The sequence below is a fragment of the Anaerosalibacter massiliensis genome (genome assembly GCF_024623155.1).
In the GTDB taxonomy this organism is placed as follows: Bacteria; Bacillota; Clostridia; order Tissierellales; family Sporanaerobacteraceae; genus Anaerosalibacter; species Anaerosalibacter massiliensis.
The window spans coordinates 1-25,948 of sequence record NZ_JANJZL010000001.1; the positions used below are offsets into that span (position 1 = coordinate 1).

At 29.4% G+C, this 25,948-nt stretch carries 30 protein-coding genes, 13 tRNA genes, 1 rRNA gene and 1 other annotated feature; of the genes, 42 read left to right on the top strand and 2 right to left on the bottom strand.

Annotation, left to right across the window (positions count from 1 at the left end):
- Positions 1 to 42 precede the first annotated feature (42 nt).
- From rrf to NSA23_RS00075, 15 genes are all read left to right on the top strand, one after another.
- Positions 43 to 159, top strand: a 5S ribosomal RNA gene (gene rrf / locus NSA23_RS00005).
- Between the two features lie 5 nt (positions 160 to 164).
- Positions 165 to 239, top strand: a tRNA-Asn gene (locus tag NSA23_RS00010).
- Between the two features lie 7 nt (positions 240 to 246).
- Positions 247 to 332, top strand: a tRNA-Leu gene (locus NSA23_RS00015).
- 35 nt (positions 333 to 367) lie between these two features.
- Positions 368 to 444, top strand: a tRNA-Met gene (locus tag NSA23_RS00020).
- A gap of 20 nt (positions 445 to 464) precedes the next feature.
- A tRNA-Met gene (locus tag NSA23_RS00025) sits at positions 465 to 541 on the top strand.
- Between the two features lie 22 nt (positions 542 to 563).
- Positions 564 to 638 (top strand) — tRNA-Glu (locus tag NSA23_RS00030).
- Positions 639 to 714 (top strand) — tRNA-Val (locus NSA23_RS00035).
- A 42-nt stretch (positions 715 to 756) separates the two neighbouring features.
- Positions 757 to 833, top strand: a tRNA-Asp gene (locus NSA23_RS00040).
- Positions 834 to 838: 5 nt separating this feature from the next.
- Positions 839 to 914: transfer RNA gene (locus NSA23_RS00045), tRNA-Thr, on the top strand.
- Between the two features lie 5 nt (positions 915 to 919).
- Positions 920 to 1,005 (top strand) — tRNA-Tyr (locus NSA23_RS00050).
- 135 nt (positions 1,006 to 1,140) lie between these two features.
- Positions 1,141 to 1,215 (top strand) — tRNA-Gly (locus NSA23_RS00055).
- Between the two features lie 29 nt (positions 1,216 to 1,244).
- Positions 1,245 to 1,318, top strand: a tRNA-Gly gene (locus NSA23_RS00060).
- A gap of 77 nt (positions 1,319 to 1,395) precedes the next feature.
- A tRNA-Cys gene (locus tag NSA23_RS00065) sits at positions 1,396 to 1,469 on the top strand.
- 4 nt (positions 1,470 to 1,473) lie between these two features.
- Positions 1,474 to 1,550, top strand: a tRNA-Arg gene (locus NSA23_RS00070).
- A gap of 201 nt (positions 1,551 to 1,751) precedes the next feature.
- On the top strand, positions 1,752 to 2,912 hold the full coding sequence (locus NSA23_RS00075; RefSeq protein WP_042682206.1) for a DUF819 family protein: 1,161 nt from the start codon (positions 1,752 to 1,754) through the stop codon (positions 2,910 to 2,912).
- 27 nt (positions 2,913 to 2,939) lie between these two features.
- Here the strand turns inward: NSA23_RS00075 and sfsA are convergent, their stop codons facing one another.
- Entirely contained in the window at positions 2,940 to 3,626 is a 687-nt protein-coding gene (sfsA, locus tag NSA23_RS00080) for a DNA/RNA nuclease SfsA (RefSeq protein ID WP_042682205.1), read from the bottom strand.
- Positions 3,627 to 3,856: 230 nt separating this feature from the next.
- Between sfsA and NSA23_RS00085 the strand changes: the two genes are divergently transcribed.
- From NSA23_RS00085 to NSA23_RS00140, 12 genes are all read left to right on the top strand, one after another.
- On the top strand, positions 3,857 to 4,363 hold the full coding sequence (locus tag NSA23_RS00085) for a hypothetical protein (RefSeq protein WP_042682204.1): 507 nt from the start codon (positions 3,857 to 3,859) through the stop codon (positions 4,361 to 4,363).
- 168 nt (positions 4,364 to 4,531) lie between these two features.
- Positions 4,532 to 5,062 (top strand): O-acetyl-ADP-ribose deacetylase, encoded by a 531-nt coding sequence (locus NSA23_RS00090; RefSeq protein WP_042682202.1) that lies wholly within the window; start codon positions 4,532 to 4,534, stop codon positions 5,060 to 5,062.
- A gap of 98 nt (positions 5,063 to 5,160) precedes the next feature.
- Complete coding sequence (locus tag NSA23_RS00095) at positions 5,161 to 5,805, top strand: zinc dependent phospholipase C family protein (RefSeq protein ID WP_042682199.1); 645 nt, start codon at positions 5,161 to 5,163, stop codon at positions 5,803 to 5,805.
- Between the two features lie 311 nt (positions 5,806 to 6,116).
- Positions 6,117 to 7,424 (top strand): dicarboxylate/amino acid:cation symporter, encoded by a 1,308-nt coding sequence (locus tag NSA23_RS00100; protein ID WP_257490004.1) that lies wholly within the window; start codon positions 6,117 to 6,119, stop codon positions 7,422 to 7,424.
- Between the two features lie 62 nt (positions 7,425 to 7,486).
- The gene (locus NSA23_RS00105) at positions 7,487 to 8,860 is read left to right on the top strand and encodes an aminotransferase family protein (RefSeq protein WP_257490005.1); all 1,374 of its coding nucleotides are present in this window, start codon (positions 7,487 to 7,489) and stop codon (positions 8,858 to 8,860) included.
- A 12-nt stretch (positions 8,861 to 8,872) separates the two neighbouring features.
- Positions 8,873 to 9,694, top strand: coding sequence for a beta-keto acid cleavage family enzyme (locus NSA23_RS00110; RefSeq protein WP_257490006.1), 822 nt, complete (start codon positions 8,873 to 8,875; stop codon positions 9,692 to 9,694).
- Between the two features lie 108 nt (positions 9,695 to 9,802).
- On the top strand, positions 9,803 to 10,150 hold the full coding sequence (locus NSA23_RS00115; RefSeq protein ID WP_257490007.1) for a DUF3870 domain-containing protein: 348 nt from the start codon (positions 9,803 to 9,805) through the stop codon (positions 10,148 to 10,150).
- Between the two features lie 21 nt (positions 10,151 to 10,171).
- Positions 10,172 to 10,723 carry a GNAT family N-acetyltransferase gene (locus tag NSA23_RS00120; protein WP_042682186.1) on the top strand — a complete coding sequence of 184 codons (552 nt, stop codon included), beginning with the start codon at positions 10,172 to 10,174 and terminating at the stop codon, positions 10,721 to 10,723.
- Positions 10,724 to 10,821: 98 nt separating this feature from the next.
- On the top strand, positions 10,822 to 11,880 hold the full coding sequence (locus NSA23_RS00125) for an MBL fold metallo-hydrolase (RefSeq protein ID WP_257490008.1): 1,059 nt from the start codon (positions 10,822 to 10,824) through the stop codon (positions 11,878 to 11,880).
- 11 nt (positions 11,881 to 11,891) lie between these two features.
- Positions 11,892 to 12,101 carry a DUF3006 domain-containing protein gene (locus tag NSA23_RS00130; RefSeq protein WP_042682340.1) on the top strand — a complete coding sequence of 70 codons (210 nt, stop codon included), beginning with the start codon at positions 11,892 to 11,894 and terminating at the stop codon, positions 12,099 to 12,101.
- Positions 12,102 to 12,166: 65 nt separating this feature from the next.
- Positions 12,167 to 12,406 (top strand) — a binding site (T-box leader).
- 58 nt (positions 12,407 to 12,464) lie between these two features.
- Positions 12,465 to 13,442: an aspartate--ammonia ligase gene (gene asnA, locus NSA23_RS00135; protein WP_147524991.1), complete on the top strand. Its 978-nt coding sequence runs from the start codon at positions 12,465 to 12,467 to the stop codon at positions 13,440 to 13,442.
- A 48-nt stretch (positions 13,443 to 13,490) separates the two neighbouring features.
- Positions 13,491 to 13,922 carry an endolytic transglycosylase MltG gene (locus NSA23_RS00140; RefSeq protein ID WP_257490009.1) on the top strand — a complete coding sequence of 144 codons (432 nt, stop codon included), beginning with the start codon at positions 13,491 to 13,493 and terminating at the stop codon, positions 13,920 to 13,922.
- Between the two features lie 18 nt (positions 13,923 to 13,940).
- On the opposite strand, the gene NSA23_RS00145 is transcribed toward NSA23_RS00140, so the two are convergent.
- Complete coding sequence (locus NSA23_RS00145; protein ID WP_257490010.1) at positions 13,941 to 14,105, bottom strand: hypothetical protein; 165 nt, start codon at positions 14,103 to 14,105, stop codon at positions 13,941 to 13,943.
- 256 nt (positions 14,106 to 14,361) lie between these two features.
- Between NSA23_RS00145 and NSA23_RS00150 the strand changes: the two genes are divergently transcribed.
- From NSA23_RS00150 to secF, 15 genes are all read left to right on the top strand, one after another.
- The gene (locus NSA23_RS00150; RefSeq protein WP_042682179.1) at positions 14,362 to 15,096 is read left to right on the top strand and encodes a hypothetical protein; all 735 of its coding nucleotides are present in this window, start codon (positions 14,362 to 14,364) and stop codon (positions 15,094 to 15,096) included.
- A gap of 71 nt (positions 15,097 to 15,167) precedes the next feature.
- A complete protein-coding gene (locus tag NSA23_RS00155; RefSeq protein ID WP_257490011.1) occupies positions 15,168 to 15,800 on the top strand; it encodes a CBS domain-containing protein in 633 nt (210 codons plus the stop codon).
- 74 nt (positions 15,801 to 15,874) lie between these two features.
- The gene (locus tag NSA23_RS00160) at positions 15,875 to 16,456 is read left to right on the top strand and encodes a BofC C-terminal domain-containing protein (protein WP_042682174.1); all 582 of its coding nucleotides are present in this window, start codon (positions 15,875 to 15,877) and stop codon (positions 16,454 to 16,456) included.
- A gap of 114 nt (positions 16,457 to 16,570) precedes the next feature.
- Complete coding sequence (ruvC, locus tag NSA23_RS00165; protein ID WP_042682172.1) at positions 16,571 to 17,065, top strand: crossover junction endodeoxyribonuclease RuvC; 495 nt, start codon at positions 16,571 to 16,573, stop codon at positions 17,063 to 17,065.
- A 12-nt stretch (positions 17,066 to 17,077) separates the two neighbouring features.
- A complete protein-coding gene (gene ruvA / locus NSA23_RS00170) occupies positions 17,078 to 17,665 on the top strand; it encodes a Holliday junction branch migration protein RuvA (RefSeq protein WP_257490012.1) in 588 nt (195 codons plus the stop codon).
- Between the two features lie 18 nt (positions 17,666 to 17,683).
- On the top strand, positions 17,684 to 18,694 hold the full coding sequence (gene ruvB / locus NSA23_RS00175) for a Holliday junction branch migration DNA helicase RuvB (RefSeq protein ID WP_257490013.1): 1,011 nt from the start codon (positions 17,684 to 17,686) through the stop codon (positions 18,692 to 18,694).
- Positions 18,695 to 18,714: 20 nt separating this feature from the next.
- Entirely contained in the window at positions 18,715 to 18,915 is a 201-nt protein-coding gene (locus NSA23_RS00180; protein ID WP_257490014.1) for a DUF2905 domain-containing protein, read from the top strand.
- Between the two features lie 29 nt (positions 18,916 to 18,944).
- Complete coding sequence (gene queA, locus NSA23_RS00185) at positions 18,945 to 19,970, top strand: tRNA preQ1(34) S-adenosylmethionine ribosyltransferase-isomerase QueA (RefSeq protein WP_257490015.1); 1,026 nt, start codon at positions 18,945 to 18,947, stop codon at positions 19,968 to 19,970.
- Positions 19,971 to 19,981: 11 nt separating this feature from the next.
- Positions 19,982 to 21,100 carry a tRNA guanosine(34) transglycosylase Tgt gene (tgt, locus tag NSA23_RS00190; RefSeq protein ID WP_042682163.1) on the top strand — a complete coding sequence of 373 codons (1,119 nt, stop codon included), beginning with the start codon at positions 19,982 to 19,984 and terminating at the stop codon, positions 21,098 to 21,100.
- 59 nt (positions 21,101 to 21,159) lie between these two features.
- Entirely contained in the window at positions 21,160 to 21,465 is a 306-nt protein-coding gene (gene yajC / locus NSA23_RS00195; RefSeq protein WP_246119209.1) for a preprotein translocase subunit YajC, read from the top strand.
- Between the two features lie 102 nt (positions 21,466 to 21,567).
- Positions 21,568 to 21,945 carry a TIGR04086 family membrane protein gene (locus tag NSA23_RS00200; protein ID WP_050069825.1) on the top strand — a complete coding sequence of 126 codons (378 nt, stop codon included), beginning with the start codon at positions 21,568 to 21,570 and terminating at the stop codon, positions 21,943 to 21,945.
- 71 nt (positions 21,946 to 22,016) lie between these two features.
- Positions 22,017 to 22,157 carry a six-cysteine ranthipeptide SCIFF gene (gene scfA / locus NSA23_RS00205; RefSeq protein WP_042682158.1) on the top strand — a complete coding sequence of 47 codons (141 nt, stop codon included), beginning with the start codon at positions 22,017 to 22,019 and terminating at the stop codon, positions 22,155 to 22,157.
- An 82-nt stretch (positions 22,158 to 22,239) separates the two neighbouring features.
- Positions 22,240 to 23,598 (top strand): thioether cross-link-forming SCIFF peptide maturase, encoded by a 1,359-nt coding sequence (gene scfB / locus NSA23_RS00210; protein WP_257490016.1) that lies wholly within the window; start codon positions 22,240 to 22,242, stop codon positions 23,596 to 23,598.
- An 81-nt stretch (positions 23,599 to 23,679) separates the two neighbouring features.
- Positions 23,680 to 24,945 carry a protein translocase subunit SecD gene (gene secD / locus NSA23_RS00215; protein ID WP_257490017.1) on the top strand — a complete coding sequence of 422 codons (1,266 nt, stop codon included), beginning with the start codon at positions 23,680 to 23,682 and terminating at the stop codon, positions 24,943 to 24,945.
- Positions 24,946 to 24,962: 17 nt separating this feature from the next.
- Complete coding sequence (gene secF / locus NSA23_RS00220; protein ID WP_257490018.1) at positions 24,963 to 25,847, top strand: protein translocase subunit SecF; 885 nt, start codon at positions 24,963 to 24,965, stop codon at positions 25,845 to 25,847.
- Positions 25,848 to 25,948: the final 101 nt, after the last annotated feature.

The window sequence follows — 25,948 nt, forward strand, 5'->3', positions numbered from 1 at the left end:
AATATATCTTACTGTGTATCTTATTTTCAATTTAATACATTATCTGGTGACGATAGCAGAAGGGTCACACCTGTTCCCATACCGAACACAGAAGTTAAGCCTTCTAACGCTGATGGTACTTGAGTGGAAACACTCTGGGAGAGTAGGAAGTTGCCAGATACTATTCCTGGGTAGCTCAATGGTGGAGCAACCGGCTGTTAACCGGTAGGTTGTGGGTTCGAGTCCCACCCTAGGAGCCATATTATTGCCGGGGTGGCGGAACTGGCAGACGCACAGGACTTAAAATCCTGCGATCCTTAAAGATCGTACCGGTTCGATTCCGGTCCTCGGCATCATAATATTTAATAATTTTAAATTTATATAATATCGCGGGATGGAGCAGTATGGTAGCTCGTCGGGCTCATAACCCGGAGGTCGCTGGTTCAAATCCGGCTCCCGCAACCATTAAATCTTTTAAAAAATATGGCGGCGTAGCTCAGTTGGCTAGAGCATGCGGTTCATACCCGCAGTGTCAGCGGTTCAAATCCGTTCGCCGCTACCATTGTTTTATGTTTAAAATAATTGGCCCTATGGTCAAGTGGTTAAGACATCGCCCTTTCACGGCGGTATCCCGGGTTCGAATCCCGGTAGGGTCACCAGGGCGCATAGCTCAGCTGGGAGAGCACCTGCCTTACAAGCAGGGGGTCATAGGTTCGAGCCCTATTGCGCCCACCAAATTCAAATTTTTATATTAGAGATTTTAAATAAGATTAATATGGCCTGGTAGTTCAGCTGGTTAGAATGCTAGCCTGTCACGCTAGAGGTCGAGGGTTCGAGTCCCTTCCAGGTCGCCATTTATGCTGGTGTAGCTCAATTGGCAGAGCAACTGACTTGTAATCAGTAGGTTGGGGGTTCAAGTCCTCTCACCAGCTCCAAATTTGGAGGAGTTCCCGAGTTGGCTAAAGGGGACGGACTGTAAATCCGTTGGCTCAGCCTTCACTGGTTCGAATCCAGTCTCCTCCACCATACATAATTTAATAATACGCTGAAGTGGCTCAGTAATATAAATATAGAGTTCAAGTCTATAATTTGGTGCAAATCGCTTAGTAGTAGAGTTAAACTATAAATCTGTCTATAATAAAAAGCAATCTTAAACAATATGCGGAAGTGGCTCAGTGGTAGAGCATCGCCTTGCCAAGGCGAGGGCCGCGGGTTCGAATCCCGTCTTCCGCTCCATACATTCTTTCAAATGATATAAATATTACGCGGGTGTAGCTCAGTGGTAGAGCCCCAGCCTTCCAAGCTGGTTGCGAGGGTTCGATTCCCTTCACCCGCTCCATTTTCGTTTTGTATGAATCACTTAGTTGGAAAAGTTCTCTAGAGTTACTGTTTTAAAGTAATAATCAAATTGAATATGGTGGCATAGCCAAGTGGTAAGGCAGAGGTCTGCAAAACCTTTATCCCCAGTTCAAATCTGGGTGTCGCCTCCATTATGTGCCTATAGCTCAATTGGATAGAGTGTCTGACTACGAATCAGAAGGTTGGGGGTTCGATCCCTCCTAGGCACACCATTAAAATCCTTGTAGTTATTAATGATTACAAGGATTTTATTATATTTCAATGTGGCAGTTCTCAGATAATCTTCGTGACTTCCCTTCTATTGCAAATTTATTTATAATTATGAAAAAATAAGGATTAGAGGTTTTCCTATGTACTAAAATACCAACTATTGAATATTTTTATATTAATTATGAAATGTGAGGAGGAAAAATATGATTCAAAGTGGCTTTACTTATTTATCTTTTTTGATATTCTTTGCTGGTGTAGTGGTTTGGATGGAAAAAAAGCATAAGGGAAAATTTTTTGAATATATTCCAGCAGTTGTACTGATTTATTTTGTGGCAATGCTTTTGTCCACTATTGGAGTATGGGAACAAACTGAAGAAATAAATATGTACTATAGCAGATTTAAAAATAATTTGTTGCCAGCAATGATTTTTTTGATGTTATTAAAATGTGATTTAAGAAAAATTATTAAATTAGGTCCTAAAATGTTAATAGGCTTTTTTTCTGCATCTATAAGTATTGGCATAGGATTTATAGTCACATATTCAATATTTAAGAATATGTATGAACCAGACACATGGAAGGCTTTTGCAGCACTTTGTGGAAGCTGGATGGGTGGAACCGGAAATATGGTAGCTGTTCAAGGAGCATTAAATGTGTCAGATGCTAAATTAGGTTATACATTATTAATGGATTCTATAAATTATGCTATCTGGGTAATGATCTTATTAGCATTAGTACCATTTGCAAATAAATTTAACAAATGGATAAAAGCAGATACTAGTCTAATTGATGAAGTAGGAGCAGAAATTGCAAAAGCTCAAGAAAAAGAAAGAAAAATTATTGAGTTTACTGATATGATTTTACTTACAGGTGTTAGTCTATTTGTTGCAGCAATAGCTATGTTTATATCAACTAAATTACCTCAATCAGACTTTTTATCTGAAACTACTTGGACTGTTATTATAGTTACTGTAGCAGGTATTATAGCTGCAATGACACCTTTGGCTAAAGTACCAGGCTCTTCGGAAATTTCAAATTTAATGTTATATACTATAATTGGACTTATTGCTTCAAGAGCAAATTTTGCAGAACTTGCTCAAGCGCCTTTATATATAATTTCTGGATTTGTTATTTTAGGCATTCATGGTTTTATATTATTCTTGGCTGCAAAATTGTTTAAATTAGATTTATTTACTTGTGGTGTTGCAAGCTTAGCTAATATAGGAGGGGTTGCTTCAGCACCTATATTAGCAGCAGCATATAGTGAAGCTTTAATACCAATTGGGGTACTTATGGCTCTAATGGGTTATGTAATAGGTACTGGGGGAGGACTTTTAGTAGGTAAGATATTATCAATGATTTAAACATATAAAAATTTGAAAATAGAGGTGCTATATTAGTACCTCTATTTTTTCATTTATTTTTATAAAATCTTTCTTTACCGTAGAGTTATAGGCTAATATATTTACTCCTCTTTTATTTGCTTCTATCAGTGCATTTGAAAATTTTTCATCCATAGAAATATTAGGAGTGAAATATTTTATATTTTCCATTTGAATTAAGAAAAATATATATCCACTAAGTCCAAATTCTACTGCTTTTATCATTTCTTTTATATGTTTAGTACCCCTTTCAGTAGGGGCATCTGGAAATAAAGACAATCCATTATCCTCTAGTGTCACACCTTTTACTTCTATAAATCCTTTTTCATTATCTTTTTCAAAATATAAATCAAAACGAGAATTCCCAAAGGTAACTTCTCTTTTAAGCACTTTTATATTATTTAATCCCTCTATTTTATTTGATTGAACAGCATCAAAAACTACTTTATTTGGAACTTGTGAATCTATATTTATAAGTTGATTCCCTTTATAGGCAGAGATAAGAGAGTATTTAGTTTTTCTATTTGGATTATTTGATTTTTCTAAATAAACTTTTGTACCTTTTATTAGAATTTCTTTACATCTACCAGTGTTTTTCACATGAACTTTTTCTTTTTTGCCATCAATAAGAACATTAGCAATAAACCTATTAGGACGCTCTAAAAAGATTCCTTCATATATGTTATTGTATTTCAAAAGTGATCCCTCCAAATTAGATATTGATTTTATTGTATACTATTTTAAGGTTAAATAAAACAATATGTTTATTACATTAGAAGTTTTCAATATATGAAAAACAATAATTCAAAATATACAAACAATTTAGAATAAATATGATATAATGGAAATTAATAATTTCAGTAATATAGATTTAATTTATAGAGAGGAGGATATCTATTCTGAAAAAGGTTAGCTATATTTTAATATTGTGTATTTTATTATCAGCAATTTTAGTTGGATGCAAAAATAACAATTCAAATGAAGAAGAAATAGATAAAATATGCAAAACTATAGAAGATTATTTTAATAGTTACTATACCATAGAGGATTATAAAATTTTAGATGATAGTAATAAGGCATACAAAAAAGAAATAGATTTAGTTGAAAGTATAAAAAAATATACTACAGAAGAATTTTTTAATAAGTTAAAGCAAAAAAGAGCAAGTGGAGGAACAGTAGATATAGCTAAATCAGCTAAAAGAAATATTAAAGTTGGCAATATTGAATATAAAATAGAAAAACCTAAAAATATTGAAGAACTAGAAGATGAAATAACTTTACATTATACAGCAGATTTTAAATTTTATAACGATGATAAGGAAGATATTTTAGAAAAAGAAGGACAAATAAGACTTAAAAAAATTAGTGGGGAATGGAAAATAGATTATGAACCAGGATATATACCATATTATATGTTAAAAAAGATAAAATAATTTAATATATATTTTTATAGAGCTGACATTATCATTAATATATGTCTAATTTCTCTTTTAAAGACTATGTTTGTAGTCTTTATTTTTATTTTAAAAATCATATAATGTATATAAAGAATAAATATAATAATAGTTTTTAATAAAACTTTAGAAAGGATGTAGTTATTTATGTATAAAATTAATGAAACTACCATAAACCTAATAAAGGGTGATATAACTAAGATTAAAAATGATGCTATAGTTAATGCAGCAAATAATACTTTACTTGGGGGAGGAGGGGTAGATGGAGCTATACATAAAGCTGGTGGACCTGAGATTCTTGAGCAGTGTAAAAAAATAGGCGGTTGTCCTACAGGGGAAGCTAGAATAACTGTTGCAGGCAAATTACCTAGCAAATATGTTATACATACGGTAGGACCTATATATAGAGGTGGTGAAAATAGAGAAGCTGAACTTTTATACAATGCCTATTATAGTTCGTTAAAATTAGCTAAAGAATATAATTTAAAAACTATTGCTTTTCCATCTATATCAACAGGTGCATATGGTTATCCTATATATGAAGCTTCAGATATTGCTATAAAGTCAGTAATAGAGTTTATTAAAAAAGAAGGACACATATTGGAAGTGAATTTTGTATTATTTAATGATAAAGATTATAAAGTATATGAAGAAAAGTTAAATCAAAAATTTAATTAATATTTGTATTTGTTTTTGTATGGTTTTTATTTATATTGACTTTTAAGGTGAAATATTATATTATGCATATGTATTATTATAAAATTTAAATAAGGGGAGTGTTTCAAATTTTTGGAGATACTCATAAATTAATAGCTAGTAATATTTATGATAACATTCGTGAAACTTATAATATAGATTTAGATAAGAAAAAACTCCTATGGGGGTCAGTAGCACCTGATATATTGCCACAACTAAAACTTCAAAGACATTATAAAGATGAAAGTTTAGACTTTGTTGTAAACGAAATAACAAAATTAATCTTCTTAGGTAGATATATGGATTTAGAAAGTGGAATAGAAATTATATCTAAAAAATATATTAGTAAAAAAATAGGCATTATATCACATTTTTTAAGTGATTTTCTATGCTTACCCCATGCTGAACGGTGGACTTTCACAAAAAATATGTTTAAACATTTATCTTATGAGTCAAAATTAAATGATTATGTTACAAAACATGATTTTAAGGAAAATGTTATAAATATAAATGATATAGATATTTTTCAAGATAAAAAAATAAATTTAAAGAAATTAGTTAAAATTTATATTGAAAATGTTATTGAAGAATATTCTATAAAAAAGGGATTTGAAAATGATCTTGATTTTTCTCTTTCTTTAAATCTTAAAATTTCTTATTTCATAATAGACACTATAAATGTATATAATGAAGCTATGAAAAGAGAATTTGCATTTGAATTTTAGTACCTTCTCAGTTTTAACTGAGAAGGTTTTTTATATAATAACTGATTTAAAAAATTTTTATAAAAAAAGGAGGATTTTTAATTATAATATAGAAAGTAATATATAACAAAAAATTCATAATTTTATATAAATTTTTAAGTACTGCTTTATTTGTGGCAAAAGGGTATTAAATCCAGTTTGTTGTAGCGAATAAAACCCAGTACTAATGGTTTTTTAGGACCATTAGTGCTTGGTTTTTTTATATTTGAAAATTTAATAGAAAGGAGGCAATGTTTTACTATTTTTAAGTTTAAAAAATCAGGGGGGATAAAATGGTAAAGCAAAAAAAGAAAAAAAAATTAAAATTATTTCATAAAATTTTTATCGGGCTATTCTTTGGAATCTTTTTTGGGGCTATTTTAAGTAAATTAGGAGAAAGTCATAAGCTTACTATAACCATTACGCCGTGGTTACAGCTTCTAGGGGATTTATTTTTGAGACTTATTAGAATGGTAATTGTTCCACTTGTATTTTTCTCTATAATTAGTGGAGTTGCAAATTTAACAGAAATTAAAAAATTAAGAAGTATTGGAATAAAGACACTTGTATTTTTCTTAATAACAGGCTTTATAGCTATTTCAATAGGTATTGTAGTGGCACAAATATTTAAACCTGGTGAAGGTGTACAAATAGGAGAAATATCAGAAAATTCTGTTGAAATGAAAGAACTTCCAACAGTTTATGATTCTATATTAACATTAATTCCATCTAATGTATTTGAATCTTTTGTAGAAGAAGAAATGTTGCAAATTATAGTATTTAGTATGTTTTGTGGGACTGCTTTACTTGCTATGGGAGAAAGAGCTAAACTAATTATAAACTTAGTTGATAACTTATCAGAAATGATGTATAAAATTACAGATATAGTCATTAGATTTACTCCTATAGGAGTATTTGGTTTAATGTCAAAATCTATTGCAACTTTTGGAATGAAAATATTTGGACCTGTATTTAAGTTTATATTAGCAGATTATTTGGCGAATATTCTTAATATTGCTATAGTCTATTCTTTAATACTATATTTTGTAGGAAAGGTAAATCCATTAAAGTTCTACAAAAAAGCATTCCAACCCTGTGCTATTGCTTTTAGTACATGTAGTAGTACAGCTGCTCTTCCTGAGACTATGAGAGTAGGTACTGAAGAATTAGGAATGCCGAGAGAATCGGCAAGTTTTATATTACCTCTTGGAGCTACAGCTAATATGAATGGGACTGGAATATACTTTGGAGTTGTAGTTATGTTTGCAGCTCAATTATATGGTATTCCAATCACTTTAGGTCAACAAATATCATTAGTTCTTACTGCTACCCTTCTTTCAATAGGATGTGCAGCAGCACCCCAGACTGGGCTCATTATATCTATTGCATTGCTTACGGATTTAGGAATACCTCTAGATGGGCTAGCATTGATTGCTGGAGTGTATAGAATAGTGGATCAGATTCATACATCTACTAATACATTAGGTGATTTAGCAATAGGTACTGTAGTATCTTCTTTAGAAGGTGATTTAGATAGAAAAATATTTAATCATGGTGGAATGTTTGCAGATAATGAAAGAATAAAAGTTTCTAATGAATAGGAAATGGTTTTCTTAAGAGTAATGATAAATTTTAATTTAAAAAATAAAAAGGGGAGAGTTTAATGAGTTTAAACAAAGCACCAGAAAATAATGTATTTTATAGGAACCAAAATTGGTATTATCCAAAAATTGTCTATGGCAAGGGAGTATATTTATATGGAGAGGATGGAAAAAAGTATATGGATGCTTGCTCAGGTTCTGCAGTGGCTAATATAGGACATGGAAATGAAGAAGTAGCAGAAGCAACAGCTGAACAAATAAAGAAAATTGCATTTACCCATTTATCAAGATTTACTAATGATGCCATAGAAGATTGTGCAGAAACAGTAGCTAATTGGACTCCAGGAGATTTAAACCATGTATATTTTGTATCAGGAGGTTCAGAAGCTACTGAAACAGCTATTAAACTGTCGAGGCAGTATTTTGTAGAAAGGGATGGAAAAGGTACATCTAAATGGAAAGTTATATCAAGATGGAATTCTTTCCATGGAAATACTATGGGTTCTCTTTCAATGACTGGTTCTACAGGAAGAAGAAGAATTTATGATCCATTATTAATTAATTTTCCTAAGATACATCAGGCTTATTGTTATAGATGTCCATATGAAAGTTCCTATCCAGAGTGCAATCTTCAATGTGCTTATGAGCTAGAGGAAACTATTTTAAGATGGGGACCAGAAAGTATTGCAGCTTTTATAGCAGAGCCAGTTATAGGTTCAGCAGCTCCAGGAGTGAATCCACCGAAAGAATATTTTAAAGTTATAAGAGAAATATGTAGCAAATATGATGTAATAATGATATTAGATGAAGTAATGGCTGGCTGTGGAAGAACAGGTAAGAATTTTGGTATAGATCATTATGATGTAGTTCCAGATATAATAACTATGGCTAAAGGAATGAGTAGTGGATATACCCCTATAGGAGCAGCAGTAACTAATAATGAAATATTTGAAACTATTATGGTTAAAGGTAGTGGACAATTTATTCATGGTCATACCTATGGAGGAAATCCATTATCTGCATCAATATCTCAAACTGTTATGAAGATTATAGAAAGAGAAGGATATATTGAGAATGCAAGAGTACAAGGTGAATATTTATTTGAACAAATGGAAGAGTTGTATAAATATCCAATAGTTGGAGAGATAAGAGGAAAAGGTCTGATGATTGGAATTGAGTTTGTAAAAGATCAAGAAACTAAAAAACCTTTTGATACAGATAAAAATGTTAAAGGAATATTTACAAAACATTGTTTAAATGAAGGAATAGTTCCATATCCAGGCGGAGGTTCAGTAGATGGAATAAAAGGAGATCATACGCTATTTGCACCACCCATAAATATTAATAGAGAAGAAATAGAAGAATTTTACGAAAAACTAGAAAATGCAATTGAAAATACTTCAAAAGAAGTTCTAGGTGCAAAAAATGTTTTATAGGAGGAGATAAGAATGGCTAGAAAAGAGAAGTTAATAATTACTATTGCTCCTACAGGCAATGTTCCAACTAAGAAAATGAACCCAAATATTCCAGTAACAACTGATGAAATTGTTGAAGACATTATTAAATGTAGAAAATTAGGTGCAGCTATTGCACATATTCACGTAAGAGATGAAAAAGGGGAACCTACTTGTGATAGGGAAATATATAAAGAAATATTGGATAAATTAGAAGAAAAAAATTCAGATATAATTACACAGTTATCTACAGGAGCTAGGGGAGGAGGCAATACGGCAGAATGGAGAGGACAAATGTTAGATTTAAATACAGAAATGGCTAGTTTAACTACAGGTTCATCAAATTTTGCTACTAAGGTTAATGCCAACTCTTTTAATCTTATAAAGGAACTAGCAGATAAAATGTATACAAATAATATTAAGCCAGAATTGGAAGCTTTTGATTTAGGAATGATTGATAATGCAAAATTGTTAGTTAAAGAGGGAGTACTTAAAGAACCACTGCATTTTAATCTGGTTATGCATGTAAAAGGTTCAATAAGAGGAACTCCTAGAAATTTACTTCATATGGTAGAATCTCTTCCTAAAGGTTCTACATTTACTGTGTCTGGTATTGGACCAAGTCAAGTACCTATGCTTACCATGTCTATGTTGATGGGTGGACATACAAGAACAGGATTAGAAGATACTATATTATACGACAAAGGTACTATAGGAACTAATGCTATGTTAGTAGAGAGGATAGTAAGATTAGCAAAAGAAATAGGAAGGGAAATAGCAACTCCAGATGAAGCTAGAAAAATATTAGGATTATAAAATTCAAAGGAAAAGTTATATAAAATTTTATATAACTTTTCTTTTTTATGGAGGAAATACTTATCATATGTGGAATATTCTATATATGTAAATAAAGGAGGGGTGATTGTGGGTCAACTACAAGATTTTAGTGAAGAACATGTTTATTTTGTTTCTTATGCAAAACTTCCAGAAGACATGTCTGCAACATATATTCATAGAGTGGTGGGAGTAGGCTTTCTAATTAACACAAAAACTGGTATAATAGAAGATGTAATGGTTACTTTACTTTCTGATTTATGCAAGGAATTTTTACATTATTTAATAGTAGGACACAATATTGAAGAAGATGGTGTGGAGGGGTTAGTGGAGAAGGTAGAAAATAGATTCTTTGGATATTCGCAGAAAGCTATAATAGTAGCTATAAAAGGTGTACACAGACGTTATTTACACTGGAAAAAAGATAATAGAAAATAATAAAATATTAGGAGGCTTAGCATGTATAAGAAATTAAATTTAAAATCAGATAATTTAATAATTCAAAGTTCAAAATTTGTTGATTGTAAGGAATTTAATAGGTGGGAAAATAAAGAACATGTAAAAGAGTTTTTAACAATTGAAGATACTAGAAATTATGAGGAAATAGTAAGAGAATTTATAGAGTATGAAAATGATGAAACTAAACTTCAATTTACTATAATATATAGAGAAAATGCTAAGCCTATAGGAAGAATATATATAAGTAGATTAGATAACAACTTAAAGTCATTGGATATAACTAGGATATATATTGGAGAAGAAGAATATTTAGGAAAAGGCTGCGGAAAAGAGGCAATGGAAATATTGCTTAGATACTGTTTTGAAGATTTAAAGATGGAACGGGTTACATTAGATACTTTTGAAGAAAATAAAAGGGCTTCAAATTTATATAAGAGTCTAGGTTTTGTAGATGAGGGAACATTGCGTCATGGCACTAAAAAGGGAGGAAAGTTTTATAACTTAAATTTAAAATCTATGCTTAGTGAAGAATATAAAAAGCATTTCTATTAGCTAATAGAAATGCTTTTTATATTTTATAATATTGATTGTATTTTATATTTAGTTTAGAATAGATATTAATTGAAAAAACAATGGAAGGAGAAATATATATGCAGAAATTTAAGAATTTAAATGTTGTATTATTGCTAATGCTTATCTTAATATTATTTTTAACTGGCTGTGAAATCAACCCTGAGGAAAGTTTCCAATATAATAATGAGGATTTGATAGTACATTTTGTAGATATAGGACAAGGTGATAGTATATTTATACAATTTCCAAATGGTGAAACATCTTTAATAGATGCAGGACCTAAAGTTAGTAGTGATATAATTGTAAATTATTTAAAGGAAATGAAAGTAGAAAAAATAGATTATATAATTGCAACCCATCCACATGAAGATCATATTGGGGGATTGCCTGAAGTAATCAAAAATTTTGAAATAGGAAAAATATATATGCCAGATAAAACAGCTAATACCACTATATTTAAAAGATTATTAAGTGAAATTAAATCTAAAGACTTGAAGGTTAATATTCCTAGTGCTGGAGAATTTATAATAGATAATAATGATTTGAAATATCAGGTATTAGCCCCAAATGGGGACAAGTATGATAATACTAATGATTATTCAATAGTTTCAAAAATAACTTTTAAAGATAATTCATTTCTATTTACAGGAGATGCTGAAAAGATTTCAGAAAAAGAAATGGTAGAAAAAGGTTACGATTTAACTGCAAATGTTTTAAAAGTTGGACATCATGGAAGTAGTACTTCTACTACAGAAGAATTTTTAAGAAAAGTAGGACCAGCTTATGGAGTTATTAGTTTAGCTAAGGATAATAAATATGGACATCCACATAAGGAAACTATAGAGTTACTTAACAAGAATGGAATAAAAGTACTTAGAACTGATGAACTAGGAAATATAATTATTAAATCTAATGGAAAAGATATTGAAGTATTAGATAGAAATAATTTAGGTAATTCTATACAAGAAAAAAATGATGAAAAAGTTGAAGAAAATTATATAGGAAATAAAAATACTAAAATATATCATTCACCAGATTGTAATTCATTACCTAAGGAGGAAAATCAGATGAAGTTTAAATCTAAGGAGGAGGCGGAAAGTAAAGGGTATAAACTTCATGAAAAATGTATAAAATAGGGGGAGATAAAGTGAAGGGAATTGTAGACAGAATTGAAGGAAACTATGTAATATTAGAAATAAATGGAGAAATACAGAGTATTAAAAAAGAAAAATTTCCTGAAGAAATTAAGGAAGGAGACATAGTGAAGTTTAAAGAAAATAAATTTATTATTTTAAAAGAGGAAACAGAAAAAAGAAGAAAGTCCATTGAAGAATTATTTAATGATTTAAAGGAATAAATTAATTTTAATTGCTATTGACAAAACTTTGTTTGTTTAATAGAATACTTAAGTAAATCGAATATCTTATTGCTATGAAGAGAAGAGTAGACTATAAGATTAGTTATAGAGAGTTGGTGAAGGTGGAAATCCAATACAGGTCTATAGTTGAAGAACATCTCTGAGTTTCTAACCGAAATTTTTAAAAGTAGGCTTAGACGGTTTTGATCCGTTAAAAATCAAACAGTATCGAATGATTATTCTGTGCTGATATTAGAGTGCTGTAAATTAAGGTGGTACCACGGAAGTAACCTTTCGTCCTTTGGATGGAAGGTTTTTTGTTTTTTGATATTGAAATATATGATTTTAAGGGAGGTAAATTTTATGAAATATTTAGATATAAGAGAAACCCAAATAGCTATAAAAAAATTAAAAGATTTTTTCGAAGAGAACCTTTCAGAAAGATTAAATCTCACTAGGGTATCGGCACCATTGTTTGTAAAACCTAAAACAGGACTAAATGATAATTTAAATGGTATTGAAAAACCTGTGTCTTTTACAATGAGGAAATACAATGAAGAATTAGAAATAGTTCAATCCTTAGCTAAATGGAAGAGATTTGCATTAAGAAGATATGGATTTAAAAGTGGAGAAGGTCTATATACAGATATGGATGCTATAAGACCAAATGAAGTTTTAGACAAGACCCATTCTTTATATGTAGATCAATGGGATTGGGAGAAGGTAATATTGAAAGAAGAAAGGACCGAAAGACATTTGAAAAGTATTGTAGATGATATATATGATGTCTTTGTAAAGACAGAAAGATATATAAATTCATGTTATCCCTTTTTATCTAACAAATTGCCTGAAAGGATTACTTTTATAACTACTCAGGAATTAGAAAATCTATATCCTAAAAAAAATCCTGAGGAAAGAGAATATTTAATATGTAAAGAAAAAAAATCAGTTTTTTTGATGAAAATAGGAAAAGTATTAGACTCTGGGAAACCACATGATGGAAGAGCACCAGATTATGATGATTGGGAGTTAAATGGCGATATTCTATTTTGGAATCCAGTATTAAATGAAGTAATGGAATTGTCTAGTATGGGAATAAGAGTAGATAAAGAATCGTTATTAAAGCAATTGAAGCTCACAAATTGTGAAGAAAGATTAGATTTTGAATATCATAGACAATTAATTAAAAATAAACTACCAAGTACAGTTGGAGGAGGAATTGGTCAATCAAGAATTTGTATGTATTTTTTAGAAAAGCAGCATATTGGTGAAGTTCAAGCTTCAGTATGGACTGATGAAATAATAGAAGAATGCAAGGAGAAAAACATTTTTTTGCTTTAATAATGAGCTATTATAGAATATAATAAAGTTATTAATGGAGGAGATATTTTGAAGAATAAAACAAATATTTTTTATATGTCTTTAGGAATTGGCATAGGTATTATTTTAACTAGTTTTATATTTATATTGAATCCTAAAATCAAGTATATAGATTATAATGATGAAGAAATAATAGAAAAAGCAAAACAATTAGGTATGGTTTCAGTTAAAGATAAAATAGAAACTAATGAAAAAAACGACAAAAAGAATAAAAAAGAGGTAAAACAAAAAGAAAAGATTTTTTTTCAAATTAAAGATGATGATACGTTGAGTTCTGTTGCTGATAATTTATTTAAAAAGGGTTTAATAGCAAATAAAGAAGATTTTATTCAAATGGCAAAACAGATAAAAGTAGATAAGAAATTAAGAACGGGAAATTATAATTTAGAAAAAAACTTAAGTTATAATGAAATACTAAAAATTCTTACTGAGAAGAAATAGGAATATCATATGATATTCCTATTTCTTCTCACCTAATATAAAACCCCATCCTCCAAATAAGAAGAAGAAAATAAATATTATAAATATAAAATGGAAACCACCAAAGAATCCTATACTAGATTGTTCATGTTTTTCTTCTAATTCTTCAATTATATCAACATCTTGAATAGGTCTTCTATTCATGAATACACCTCCATTTAGTTATTTACTATATATTTATGTAATTCTTGAAAAATAGTTACCTTTTTATTTAATAAATATATAAATAGTGTTTTTTACAAAACATTTATATAAAAAGCAAAAAAGTATATATTTTTTACCACTATTAAAAATTATGTAGTATAATAATATGTGCCTTTATTTAGAGGGCATTTATTTTATTGTCTTAGGTTTAAACCTCCATTTCTTTGGTAATAATTGCTAGGGGAGGGATGTTTTAATGGCTACAGCAACGGTGAATTTGTGGCAAATGTATAAAGGATTAAAATACAATTTTTTATTTAATAATGATATAGATTGTATACATATCCTCCTTAACTTGTATGATTTAGAAGAAGATATAACCAATATCTGCCCTAAATACATGTGCATAAAAAATGTAAAGAAACGTGTAAAAAATTTATTAAGGTATAGAGATGATAAAGATTTAGTTGCTAATAAAATTAGCTATTTAATACATGAAGATGTGGATAGGTTAGAACTTTGTATTTATTTAGAAGGATATAAATATGGTTATTACAACAATAAATGGGTAAATATATTAGAGGAGAAGACACTTGAATATTGTACTGTAGAGGAGATATATGAAAAAAGGTTATTATTTCATTATGATTTTTCACATGATGATTTAAGGCTTTTGAAAGAGGAGTTTGAACTAGAAATAGAAGAAATAGAGAAAGAAAATAAATATATAGAAAATCTGGTGAATTCATTTTGTGATGAAATTATAAAGTATAAAATAAAAAATTTAAATGAATACATAGATAGACAATTGAAGATGGATTTTAGTTCAAGTTCTACTATAAAAGAAGAAGGCTTTAAATTTTCTGAGGAAGATTTAGATAGAATTTATGAGGCTATAATTAAAGATTTATTCAAGAGTATCTTCAAAATATATAAAGATGCAAGTTGGTTTGGAGTAAATGATAAGGTTATAAAGAGATACTCTATATAATAAAAATTATACTTAGTAGGTATTTTTAAATTATTATAGAATAGATTTAATTATTATTAGGGGGGATTATTGTGTATGTAAAAAATCATATGTTGCCAAAGAATAAATTAACGGTTGTTTATGTTGATGAAAGCATAGGTAATGCATTAGAAAAGATAAATAAAGGGGATTTTTTATCCTTACCTGTATTTGAAGGTAAGGAATTTAGGGGTATTTTAATGAAAGAAGCAATTTTTAGATATTATTTTGAATCAGATTATATAGGAAAAGATGATTTTTTAAGTGAGGTTAAAGTATCAGATTTGTATACTGAAGTATATAAATCTATTTTAGAAACAGAACTAATAGAAAATGCATCATATTTATTGAAAGAAGTCAGAACTCCATTTTTACCAGTTTTTAATGGAATTGGAGAATTTACAGGAATTTTAACCCATGTAGCTATTTTTGATGCTTTTTCAGAAATTTTCGGGCTTGGTAAAGGAACAAGAATATTGGTAAATTTATTTGATATACCTGGTCAGCTTGCTAAATTAACTGAAATAATAAGAAAAGAAGATGTTAATATAGCCAATATAGCTGTAATGGATGCAAAGGTATTAGATGTTTATAAGGTTGTAATCAGAGTTGATTCAGGAGATGTGGATGCTTTGATTGATAAAATCAATAAATCAGGTTTTAAAATAGCCAGTGTAGAAAGATAATTTGGAAATATTTATGTATAAAAAAATGTGAAATGGGAAAAATATCCCTCTAGATAGTACTGGAGGGATATTTTATGAAAAAATTTAGTGCTTTTCTCATATCTGTACTTTGTGTAACAATTTTTTTATTGAGTTTTGTCTATGGATATTATTTTATTAATAAAAAGATAAATAATAAACCTAATAGTGCCAAAAATTCTATTGATAAGACAAATGATTTAGAAATAGTCAGAGAAGAAAATGTAATTTCTCCTAATACCTTTATTGAAAAGGAGATAGACTATTCTGAATGTGGCCATACTATTGTAGATACATCTAAAGCAAATGAAGAAATAGTAAATAAAGATGAAAAAGATTTTAGAGAATATATAAAAGAAAATTATCCTAATACGAAAATAATTGCATTTTCTTCTCAGAAAATTGTTTTGAAAGAAGAAAGAAATCATCTTTGTCCAAATCATTATATAGTAGGTGAATCTGAAGGAAAAATTGCTATATTTAAAGTTAACGAGAACGGAGAAAAAATCTTAGATAAAATATTTAAAGATTATCCATTGTCTTTACTTAAAGAGGTAGATCAACAAAAATTAAAGGATGGAATAGTTGTAGACAATGAAGAGGAACTTTCAGATGTATTAGAGAATTTTATTAGTTAATATTTGATAATTAAGAGGGTTACGTCCCTCTTTTATTATCTTTTTTAGAGTTAATTTAATATTTTAAAATAAATATGTTAAAATAAATAGTAGAACTTTTGAAAGGGGATATTTATGATTATATTAGGAATAGATCCAGGTATAGCCATTGTAGGATATGGAATTGTAGAATGTAAAGGTAATAGATTTAAGGCATTGGACTATGGTGCTATAACAACTGATGCTAATACCCCTTCTCCAGAAAGGATAGATATAATATATAGAGAAATGTTGTCTATAATAGATAAATATAATCCAGTAGATTTAGCAATAGAAGAATTGTTTTTTAATAAGAATGTAAAAACAGCCATAAAAGTTGGACAAGCTAGAGGAGTAGAAATACTTGCTGCAGTTCATAAAGGACTAGAAATATATGAATATACACCTTTACAAGTTAAACAGGGTGTGGTAGGGTATGGTAGAGCAGATAAAAGACAAGTTCAAGAAATGGTAAAAATGCTTTTAAACTTAAAAAAGATACCTAAACCAGATGATGCTGCAGATGCTTTAGCGATAGCATTGTGCCATGGAAGTTCTTTAAAATTTAAAGAAATGTTTAAAATGGAATAATGAGGTGTTTTTATGTATGAATATATTATAGGAGATGTTGTGAATATACAGGAAGATTATTTAGTTCTAGATAATAATGGTATAGGCTATAAAATATATGCTTCTAAAAATTCTTTATCTCATATAAGTGAGAGGGAAAATGTTAAGATGTATACATATTTTAATTTAAGGGATGATGGAATATTTCTCTATGGATTTGGAACAAGAGAAGAACTAGATATGTTTCAATTGCTTCTATTAGTCTCTAAAATAGGTCCTAAAATAGCAATGGGTATATTATCAGTTTTAAAGCCTAATGATATTAAGGTTGCTATAATGAACAATGATACTAAACTTTTATGTAAGGCTCCAGGAATAGGTAAAAAAACTGCAGGTCGTATAGTTTTAGAGTTAAAAGATAGAATAGACCAAAATATAGATATTGAAGATAGTTTAAATATTGTTGAAGAGAATGGCAATGTAAAGGAAGCTATTGATGCACTTATGAGTTTAGAATATACAAAGGGTGAGATAGATAAGGCATTGGACAGAATAGATATTAGTGGTTTAACTACAGAAGAGATTATAAAGCTGGTACTTAAAAACATGTTTAAAAAATAAGAAGGGGTATGGATAGTCATGATTGAAGATGATAACAGAGTTGTATCAAGAGACCTAAGAAGAGAAGATATAGAAAATGATACGAGTCTAAGACCAAGGTTTATTAATGAATATATTGGTCAAGATAAGGTAAAAGAAAAATTAAATATTTTTATAAAAGCTGCAAAAGAGAGAGAAGAATGTCTAGATCATGTTCTATTGTATGGTCCTCCAGGTTTAGGGAAAACTACATTAGCTAATATTATTGCTAATGAAATGGATGTAAATATAAAAGTAACGTCTGGACCAGCTATTGAAAGACCTGGGGATTTAGCTAGTATTTTGACTAATCTAGAGGAGAATGATGTATTGTTTATAGATGAAATCCATAGATTAAATAGAAGTGTAGAAGAAGTGCTTTATCCTGCTATGGAAGATTTTGCACTAGACCTTATCATAGGCAAAGGACCTAGTGCTAGATCTGTGCGACTAGATCTTTCTAAATTCACACTTATAGGTGCTACTACACGAGCTGGTCTTTTAACATCCCCTTTAAGAGATAGATTTGGAGTAATATTAAATTTAGATTTATATGATGAAGAAAGCCTTAAAAGGATTGTAAAAAGATCTTCAAATATTTTAAATATAGATATTGCAGATGAAGGTGCATTAGAAATAGCTAAAAGATCTCGTGGAACTCCAAGAATTGCAAATCGGCTTTTAAAGAGAGTTAGAGATTATGCACAGGTATTAGCAGATGGAGTTATAACTTTGGATGTAGCAAATAATGCTTTAGAGCTTTTAGAAATAGATAGACTAGGGTTGGATAGCGTAGATAGAAAGCTTATTTTAACTATGATAGAAAATTTTGATGGAGGACCTGTAGGATTGGATACAGTTTCAGCAGCTACAGGAGAAGAAAGAACTACCATTGAAGATGTATATGAACCTTATTTATTACAAATAGGATTTATAAATAGAACACCTAGGGGAAGAGTGGTAACTACAAAAGCCTATGAACATTTTAATATCCCATACAAGGATGTATAAGAGGTGAAGATATGGAGCATATGGGAAAAATTTTAATATTAATGGGAATAATACTTCTAATATTTGGAGTTATTATAATATTAGGTGGAAAAATAGGATTAGGAAAATTGCCAGGAGATATATTTATTAAGAGAGGTAATTTTACTTTTTTCTTTCCTATAGTTTCAAGTTTAATTATAAGCTTGATTCTTACCATAATTTTAAATTTGTTTAAAAGGTAATCGTAAAATAAATAGTAAGGAATGATCGAATGAAAAAGGAAGACTTTTATTATGAACTACCAGAGGAATTAATAGCTCAACATCCTCTTAAAAATAGAGAAGATTCTAGATTAATGGTTTTAGATAAAAAGACTGGGGAAACTAAAAATAGATATTTTAAAGATATAATAAAGTATTTAAATACTGGTGATTGCTTGGTATTAAATGATACAAGAGTTATTCCAGCAAGGCTGTATGGAAGTAGAGAAGGAAAAAAAGAAAGTATTGAGTTTTTACTTCTTAAAAGGATAGAAAATAATAAATGGGAAACTTTAGTGAGGCCAGGCAAAAAAGCAAGGCCAGGACATAAAATAGTATTTGGAGATGGACAGCTTAAAGGTGATGTATTAAGTATTGAAAAAGATGGAACTAGAATTATAGATTTGAAATATGAAGGCATCTTTGAGGAAATACTAGATGAACTAGGTGAAATGCCATTGCCCCCATATATTCAAGAAAAACTTGAAGACAAGGAAAGATATCAAACAGTTTATTCAAAAAATAAGGGCTCAGCTGCTGCACCTACTGCTGGTTTGCATTTTACTAAGGAACTTTTAAAAGAAATTGAAAATAAGGGAGTAAATATTGCATATATAACTCTTCATGTAGGTCTTGGAACTTTCAGGCCTGTAAAGGTTGAAAATATAGAGGAGCATCATATGCATGAAGAGTATTTTGAGGTATCAAAAGAAGCTGCTAATATAATAAATAGAACTAAAGAAAATGGTGGAAAAATTGTAGCAGTGGGTACTACTTCTACAAGAACTTTAGAAAGTATAGCTAATAGTGAAGGAAAAATTGTAGAAGGAAAAGGGTGGACAGATATTTTTATTTATCCAGGTTATAGATTTAAATTAGTTGATTCGTTAATAACTAATTTTCATCTTCCAGAATCCACTTTGATAATGCTTGTCAGTGCCTTAGCGGATAGGGAAATAATTCTTAATGCCTATAATATGGCAGTTAAAGAGAAGTATAGATTTTTTAGTTTTGGGGATGCTATGTTAATTAATTGAGGAGGAATCATATGGCAATAAAGTTTGAAATTATTAAAGAATCTAGTGAATGTAATGCTAGGTTAGGGAAACTATATACTCCTCATGGAGTCATAGAAACGCCAATATTTATGCCCGTAGGAACTAAGGCTACTGTAAAGACTATGACACCAGAAGAGGTTGAAAAATTAGGAGCTCAAATAATATTAGGAAATACCTATCATTTATATTTGAAACCAGGGCATAAACTTATTGAAGAAGCAGGTGGACTCCATAAATTTATGAATTGGAATAAGCCTATACTTACAGATAGTGGAGGTTTTCAAGTTTTTAGCTTAGGAAAACTAAGGAAGATAACAGAAGAAGGAGTAGAGTTTAGATCCCATATTGACGGCTCAAAACACATGATAACTCCAGAAAAATCTATTGAGATACAAAATTCATTAGGTTCAGATATTATGATGGCTTTTGATGAATGTGCTCCTTATCCTAGTAGTTGGGAATATATAAAAAACTCAATGGAAAGAACTAGTAGATGGGCAAAGAGATGTAAAGAATATCATAAAGATTGGGATAGGCAAGGAATTTTTGGAATAGTACAAGGTGGTATGTATAAAGATTTAAGAGAAGAAAGTGTAAAAGCCATAACAGACTTAAATTTCCCAGGATATGCTATAGGCGGCTTAAGTGTAGGAGAACCATTAGATTTGATGTGTGAAATGTTAGACTTTACTACTCCTATGCTTCCTAAAGACAAACCTAGATATTTGATGGGAGTTGGAACACCAGATTATTTATTTGAATCTGCAATTCGTGGTATAGATATGGCAGATTGTGTATTGCCTACGAGAATTGCCAGAAATGGGACAGCTTTTACCAGTCATGGAAAATTAGTTATAAGAAATGCCAAGTATTCAAATGATTTTGGACCATTAGATCCTGAATGTGATTGTTATACATGTAAAAACTATTCAAGAGCATATATAAGACATCTTTTTAATGTAAATGAAATATTAGGTCCAAGACTTGCTACTATTCATAATCTTTATTTTCTTATTAAGTTGATGGAAAATGTAAGGAAAGCTATTAAAGAAGATAGACTTTTAGAATATAGGGAAGAGTTTTATAAAAAATTTGGATATATTAATTAAAATTAAGAAGGAGTTAGAAAAGTTTTGTTGAATAAAAATAAAGTGAAGGAGGGATGAAATTGCCAGCAAATATTCAAGGATTAATAGTACCAATTGCGTTTCTTGCGATTTTTTATTTCTTAGCAATAAGACCTCAGCAAAAAAGAGAAAAGAAAGTTCAAGAAATGAGAGAGGCTCTTAGAGTAGGAGATAAAATAATAACCATTGGAGGAATTTATGGAAAGGTAGTGAAGGTTAAGGAAGATATTGTAACAATTGAAGTAGGTTCAGATAAAGTGAAATTTGATATTTCTAAATGGGCTATAGGTAGTGTAACAAATAGTAAGCCTCCAAAGAAAGAAGAAAAGAATAAAGATGAAAAATAATATAAAAAACTTCCTTTTAAAAGGAAGTTTTTTAATGTTTAAAGTAATAAAACTTACTCCTATAAAATAAGTATGGATTAAGGAATATAGGAGGTGAGTTTTGTGGATATAAAAAAAACTGATTATGCTTTACATATTTTAAAGGGAATTGCAATTTCATATATTATTACTATTATAATGCTTACAATAGTATCTTTGCTTTTAACTTATACATCATTGAAAGAGAGCAGTATTCCAATTTTATCTACAATAATTATTATAGTCAGTATTGCTCTAGGAGCAATATACTTGACTTTAAAGATAGGGGAAAAAGGTTGGTTAAACGGAGCAATAATAGGAATATTGTATTTTTTAATTCTTATAATATTAAAGAAAATATTTTTAAAAGAATTTGGACTTAATATATATTTTATTTCTAAATTAATAATTTCATTAATTACTGGTATAATTGGTGGAATGATTGGAATCAATTTAGAATAGAACTTTAAATATATATTATTCTATGATATAATTTATAAGATATCATTGTTATCATAAGGAGGCCTATTTGTATGAAACACATTAAAACTTTAGGAAAGAGAAATTTAAAAGATACTTTAATTAAAGGCGGATGTGGAGAATGCCAAACTTCTTGTCAATCAGCATGTAAGACATCTTGCACTGTAGGAAATCAAAAGTGCGAGAACAAATAGTAATGTTTAAAAAGGTGGTGGTTTTATCCACTACTTTTTAATTTGTAGTTTTCTATGTAAATAGTTAGTAGGAGGATTTCACATGTTATATAGTAAAAAAATTCACAAATTTTATCTTAACAATAAATATATCGTATTGGATATAAATAGTGGTGCAGTTCATTTAGTAGATAAGATAGCTTATGATGTGTTAGATTATTATGAAAGTAAAGATTTAAAGGAAATATTATCTATACTAAGTAATGAATATTCTCAAAAAGAAATAGAAGAAGCTTATGAAGAGATAAATAAAATCAAAGAAGAGGGGCTTTTGTTTTCTGAAGCAATAAATATAGATAATTTCACTTATAACAGTCAGAATGTAGTTAAAGCATTGTGTCTACATGTAGCCCATGATTGTAATTTAAGATGTAAATATTGTTTTGCATCTCAAGGAGATTTCAAAGGTGAAAGACTTATGATGCCTTTAGAAGTAGGCAAAAAGGCTTTAGAATTTATTGTGAATTCCTCAGGAAATAGAAGGAATCTAGAAGTGGACTTTTTTGGTGGAGAACCTTTGATGAATTTTGAATTAGTTAAAGAACTAGTAAGCTATGGCAGAAAATTAGAAAAGATTTATAATAAAAGATTTAGGTTTACGATAACTACTAATGGAGTTTTACTAGATGAGGATAATATGGAATTTATTAATGAAAATATGGACAATGTAGTTTTAAGTCTTGATGGACGAAAAGAAGTTAATGACAATATGAGAAAAACTATCAATGGACAGGGTAGCTATGATACTATTGTTCCTAAAATCATTAATATGGTCCGTAAAAGAGGAGATAAAGATTATTTTGTAAGGGGGACTTTTACAGGCAATAACCTAGATTTTACCCAAGATATTTTAGAATTTTATAATTTAGGGTTTAAAAAAGTTTCAATTGAACCTGTAGTTACAGATCCTAAGGAAGAATATGCTATAAAAGAAGAAGATTTAGATAAAATATTAAAAGAATATGAAAAATTTTCAAAGGAATATATAAAAATAAAAAAAGTGGACAGGGATTTTACATTTTTTCATTTTATGATAAATTTAAATCAAGGTCCTTGTGTAATTAAAAGAGCAACAGGTTGTGGGGCTGGTTCTGAATATATGGCTGTAACTCCTGAGGGAGATTTATATCCTTGTCATCAATTTGTTGGAAATGAAGATTTCAAATTAGGAGATGTATATGAGGGAGTTAAAAATTCAGATATAAGACAAAAGTTTAAACAAGCCAATGTTTTTAGTAAAGAAGAATGTAAAAACTGTTGGGCAAGATTTTATTGTAGTGGTGGTTGTCATGCAAATGCCTTCAATGCTAATAAGGATATCACAAAACCTTATAAAATAGGTTGTGAAATGGAAAAGAAGAGAATTGAATGTGCTATATCAATTTTAGCAAATTTGGAATAATTAGCTTTTATAAGTTATTTGACTGTGAAAATCAAGAACTATATAATTATATAGTATCAGATACTAGAGGGAGGAAGAGGAATGAGGCTAAAAAACACTATTATATTTTTCATAATAATTGCTTTAGTCTTTTTTGGCACCTATGCAGCTATTAATGGAATAGAAATTGGAAAAGCTAAGATACCTAGTGTTAAAGAATCTATAGACCTAGGTTTGGATTTAGCTGGTGGAGTATATGTAGTCTTGGAAGCTCAGACTGATATTCAGGGGCCAGAACTTCAAAAGATAATGGAACAATCAAAGGCTGTAATTAGTGAAAGAGTTGATGGTTTAGGAGTTTCTGAACCTAATATAGTAATAGAAGGTAATAATAGAATTAGAATAGAACTAGCAGGAGTAGAGGACGTACAAGAGGCTATAAATATGATAGGAAAAACAGCACAACTTAAGTTTGTTGATCCAGAAGGTAAAGAAATTTTGTCAGGAAAAAATGTTAAAGGTTCTGAACCACAGTATCAAAAGATGGACAATGGTGTGGAACAACCTGTAGTGTCCTTAGAGTTCGATAAGGAAGGAAGTAAAAAATTTGCTGAGGCAACAAGAAGGTTAGCACCAAAAACTAATGATATGGAGAAAATAATTAGTATAATATTAGATGATCAAGTTATATCCAGTCCTGTAGTTAATGCAGTTATAGAAGATGGCAGAGCTGTAATACAGGGAGATTTTACTATAGAAGAAGCTGGGAGACTTGCTACTCTAATTAGAGCTGGTTCTTTGCCAGTAGAAATGAAAGAAGTACAATCTTCAGTAATTGGACCTACATTAGGCTTGGAAGCTCTAGATAAGAGTATAAATGCTGCAGCTATTGCAATCATAATTATATTCTTATTTATGGTTATTATATATAAACTACCAGGATTAGTTGCGGATATATCATTAACTATATATATTCTTTTAGTTTTACTTGGAATGAAAGGTCTTGGAGTGAAACTTACTTTACCAGGGATAGCAGGACTTATACTTTCTATAGGAATGGCTGTAGATGCAAATGTATTGATATTTGAAAGAATAAAGGAAGAATTGAGAGTAGGAAAATCCATAAGATCTTCAATAGATGCTGGATTCAAGAGAGCATTATCATCAGTACTTGATTCGAATATAACTACTCTAATAGCAGGAGTAGTATTATATGGATTTGGAAGTGGCTCTATAAAGGGCTTTGGAGTAACATTGGTATTAGGTATTATTGCTTCAATGATTACTGCTGTATTTATTACTAAACATTTGTTAAAACTTATAGTAAATATGACTAATGCAAAAAATACTAAGTTGTATGGAGCCTAGAAAAGGGGTGATTATAGGTGAATATAGTAAAAAATAGAAAGATATTTTTCTCTATTTCTTTAATAATAATTATATTTGGAATGATAATGATGGCAGTAAATGGATTAAATAGAGGGATAGATTTTGAAGGTGGTACATTAATACAAATTAAAATAGGCAAAAAAATATCTGTAGATGAGGTCAAAGCTATCACAGATAAGTTTGATAAAGATGCAAGTATAGTCCATTCAGGAGATAAAAAAGACGAGATACAAATTAAGAGTAAGAAAGATTTCCATAACAAGGAAATAAATAAAATGTTTAATGAATTTAAGGAAAAATATAATTTAAAAGATGAAGATCTAGTTCAATCTCAGAAATTTGGTCCAACAATGGGTAAAGAAATAAGAAGGAAGGCCTTATTATCATCAGTTCTAGCTGCAGTAGCAATGCTTATTTATATTTCATGGAGGTTTGAATTTAAGTTTGCTATATCTGCAATAATTGCATTAGCCCATGATGTACTTGTTACTCTTTCAGTATATGCAATATTTAGAATACCTATTAATGGCTCTTTTATTGCAGCTATATTAACTATTTTAGGTTATTCTATAAATGATACTATAGTTATATTTGATAGAATTAGAGAAAACGAAAGATTATCAAGAAAAGAATCTCATGAAAAAATTATCAATAAAAGTATTAAAGAATCTGTTACTAGAACTATAAATACTTCTATAACTACTTTAATTACAATTGTATTATTGTATATATTAGGAGTTGAAGATATTAAAATACTAGCTTTTCCATTAATTATTGGCGTTATTGCTGGTACCTATTCTTCTATATTTATTGCAAGTCCTTTGTGGTATGTATTTAAATCAAAGGAAAAAGATGCAAAATATAATCCTAGAAAAGCTTAGAAAAATATAAAAAAACTGCCGAGAGGCAGTTTTTTATAGTATAAAACAAATAAAGACTTTCTTTTTATCTAAAAAGATTGTAATATATTATTAAATCATGT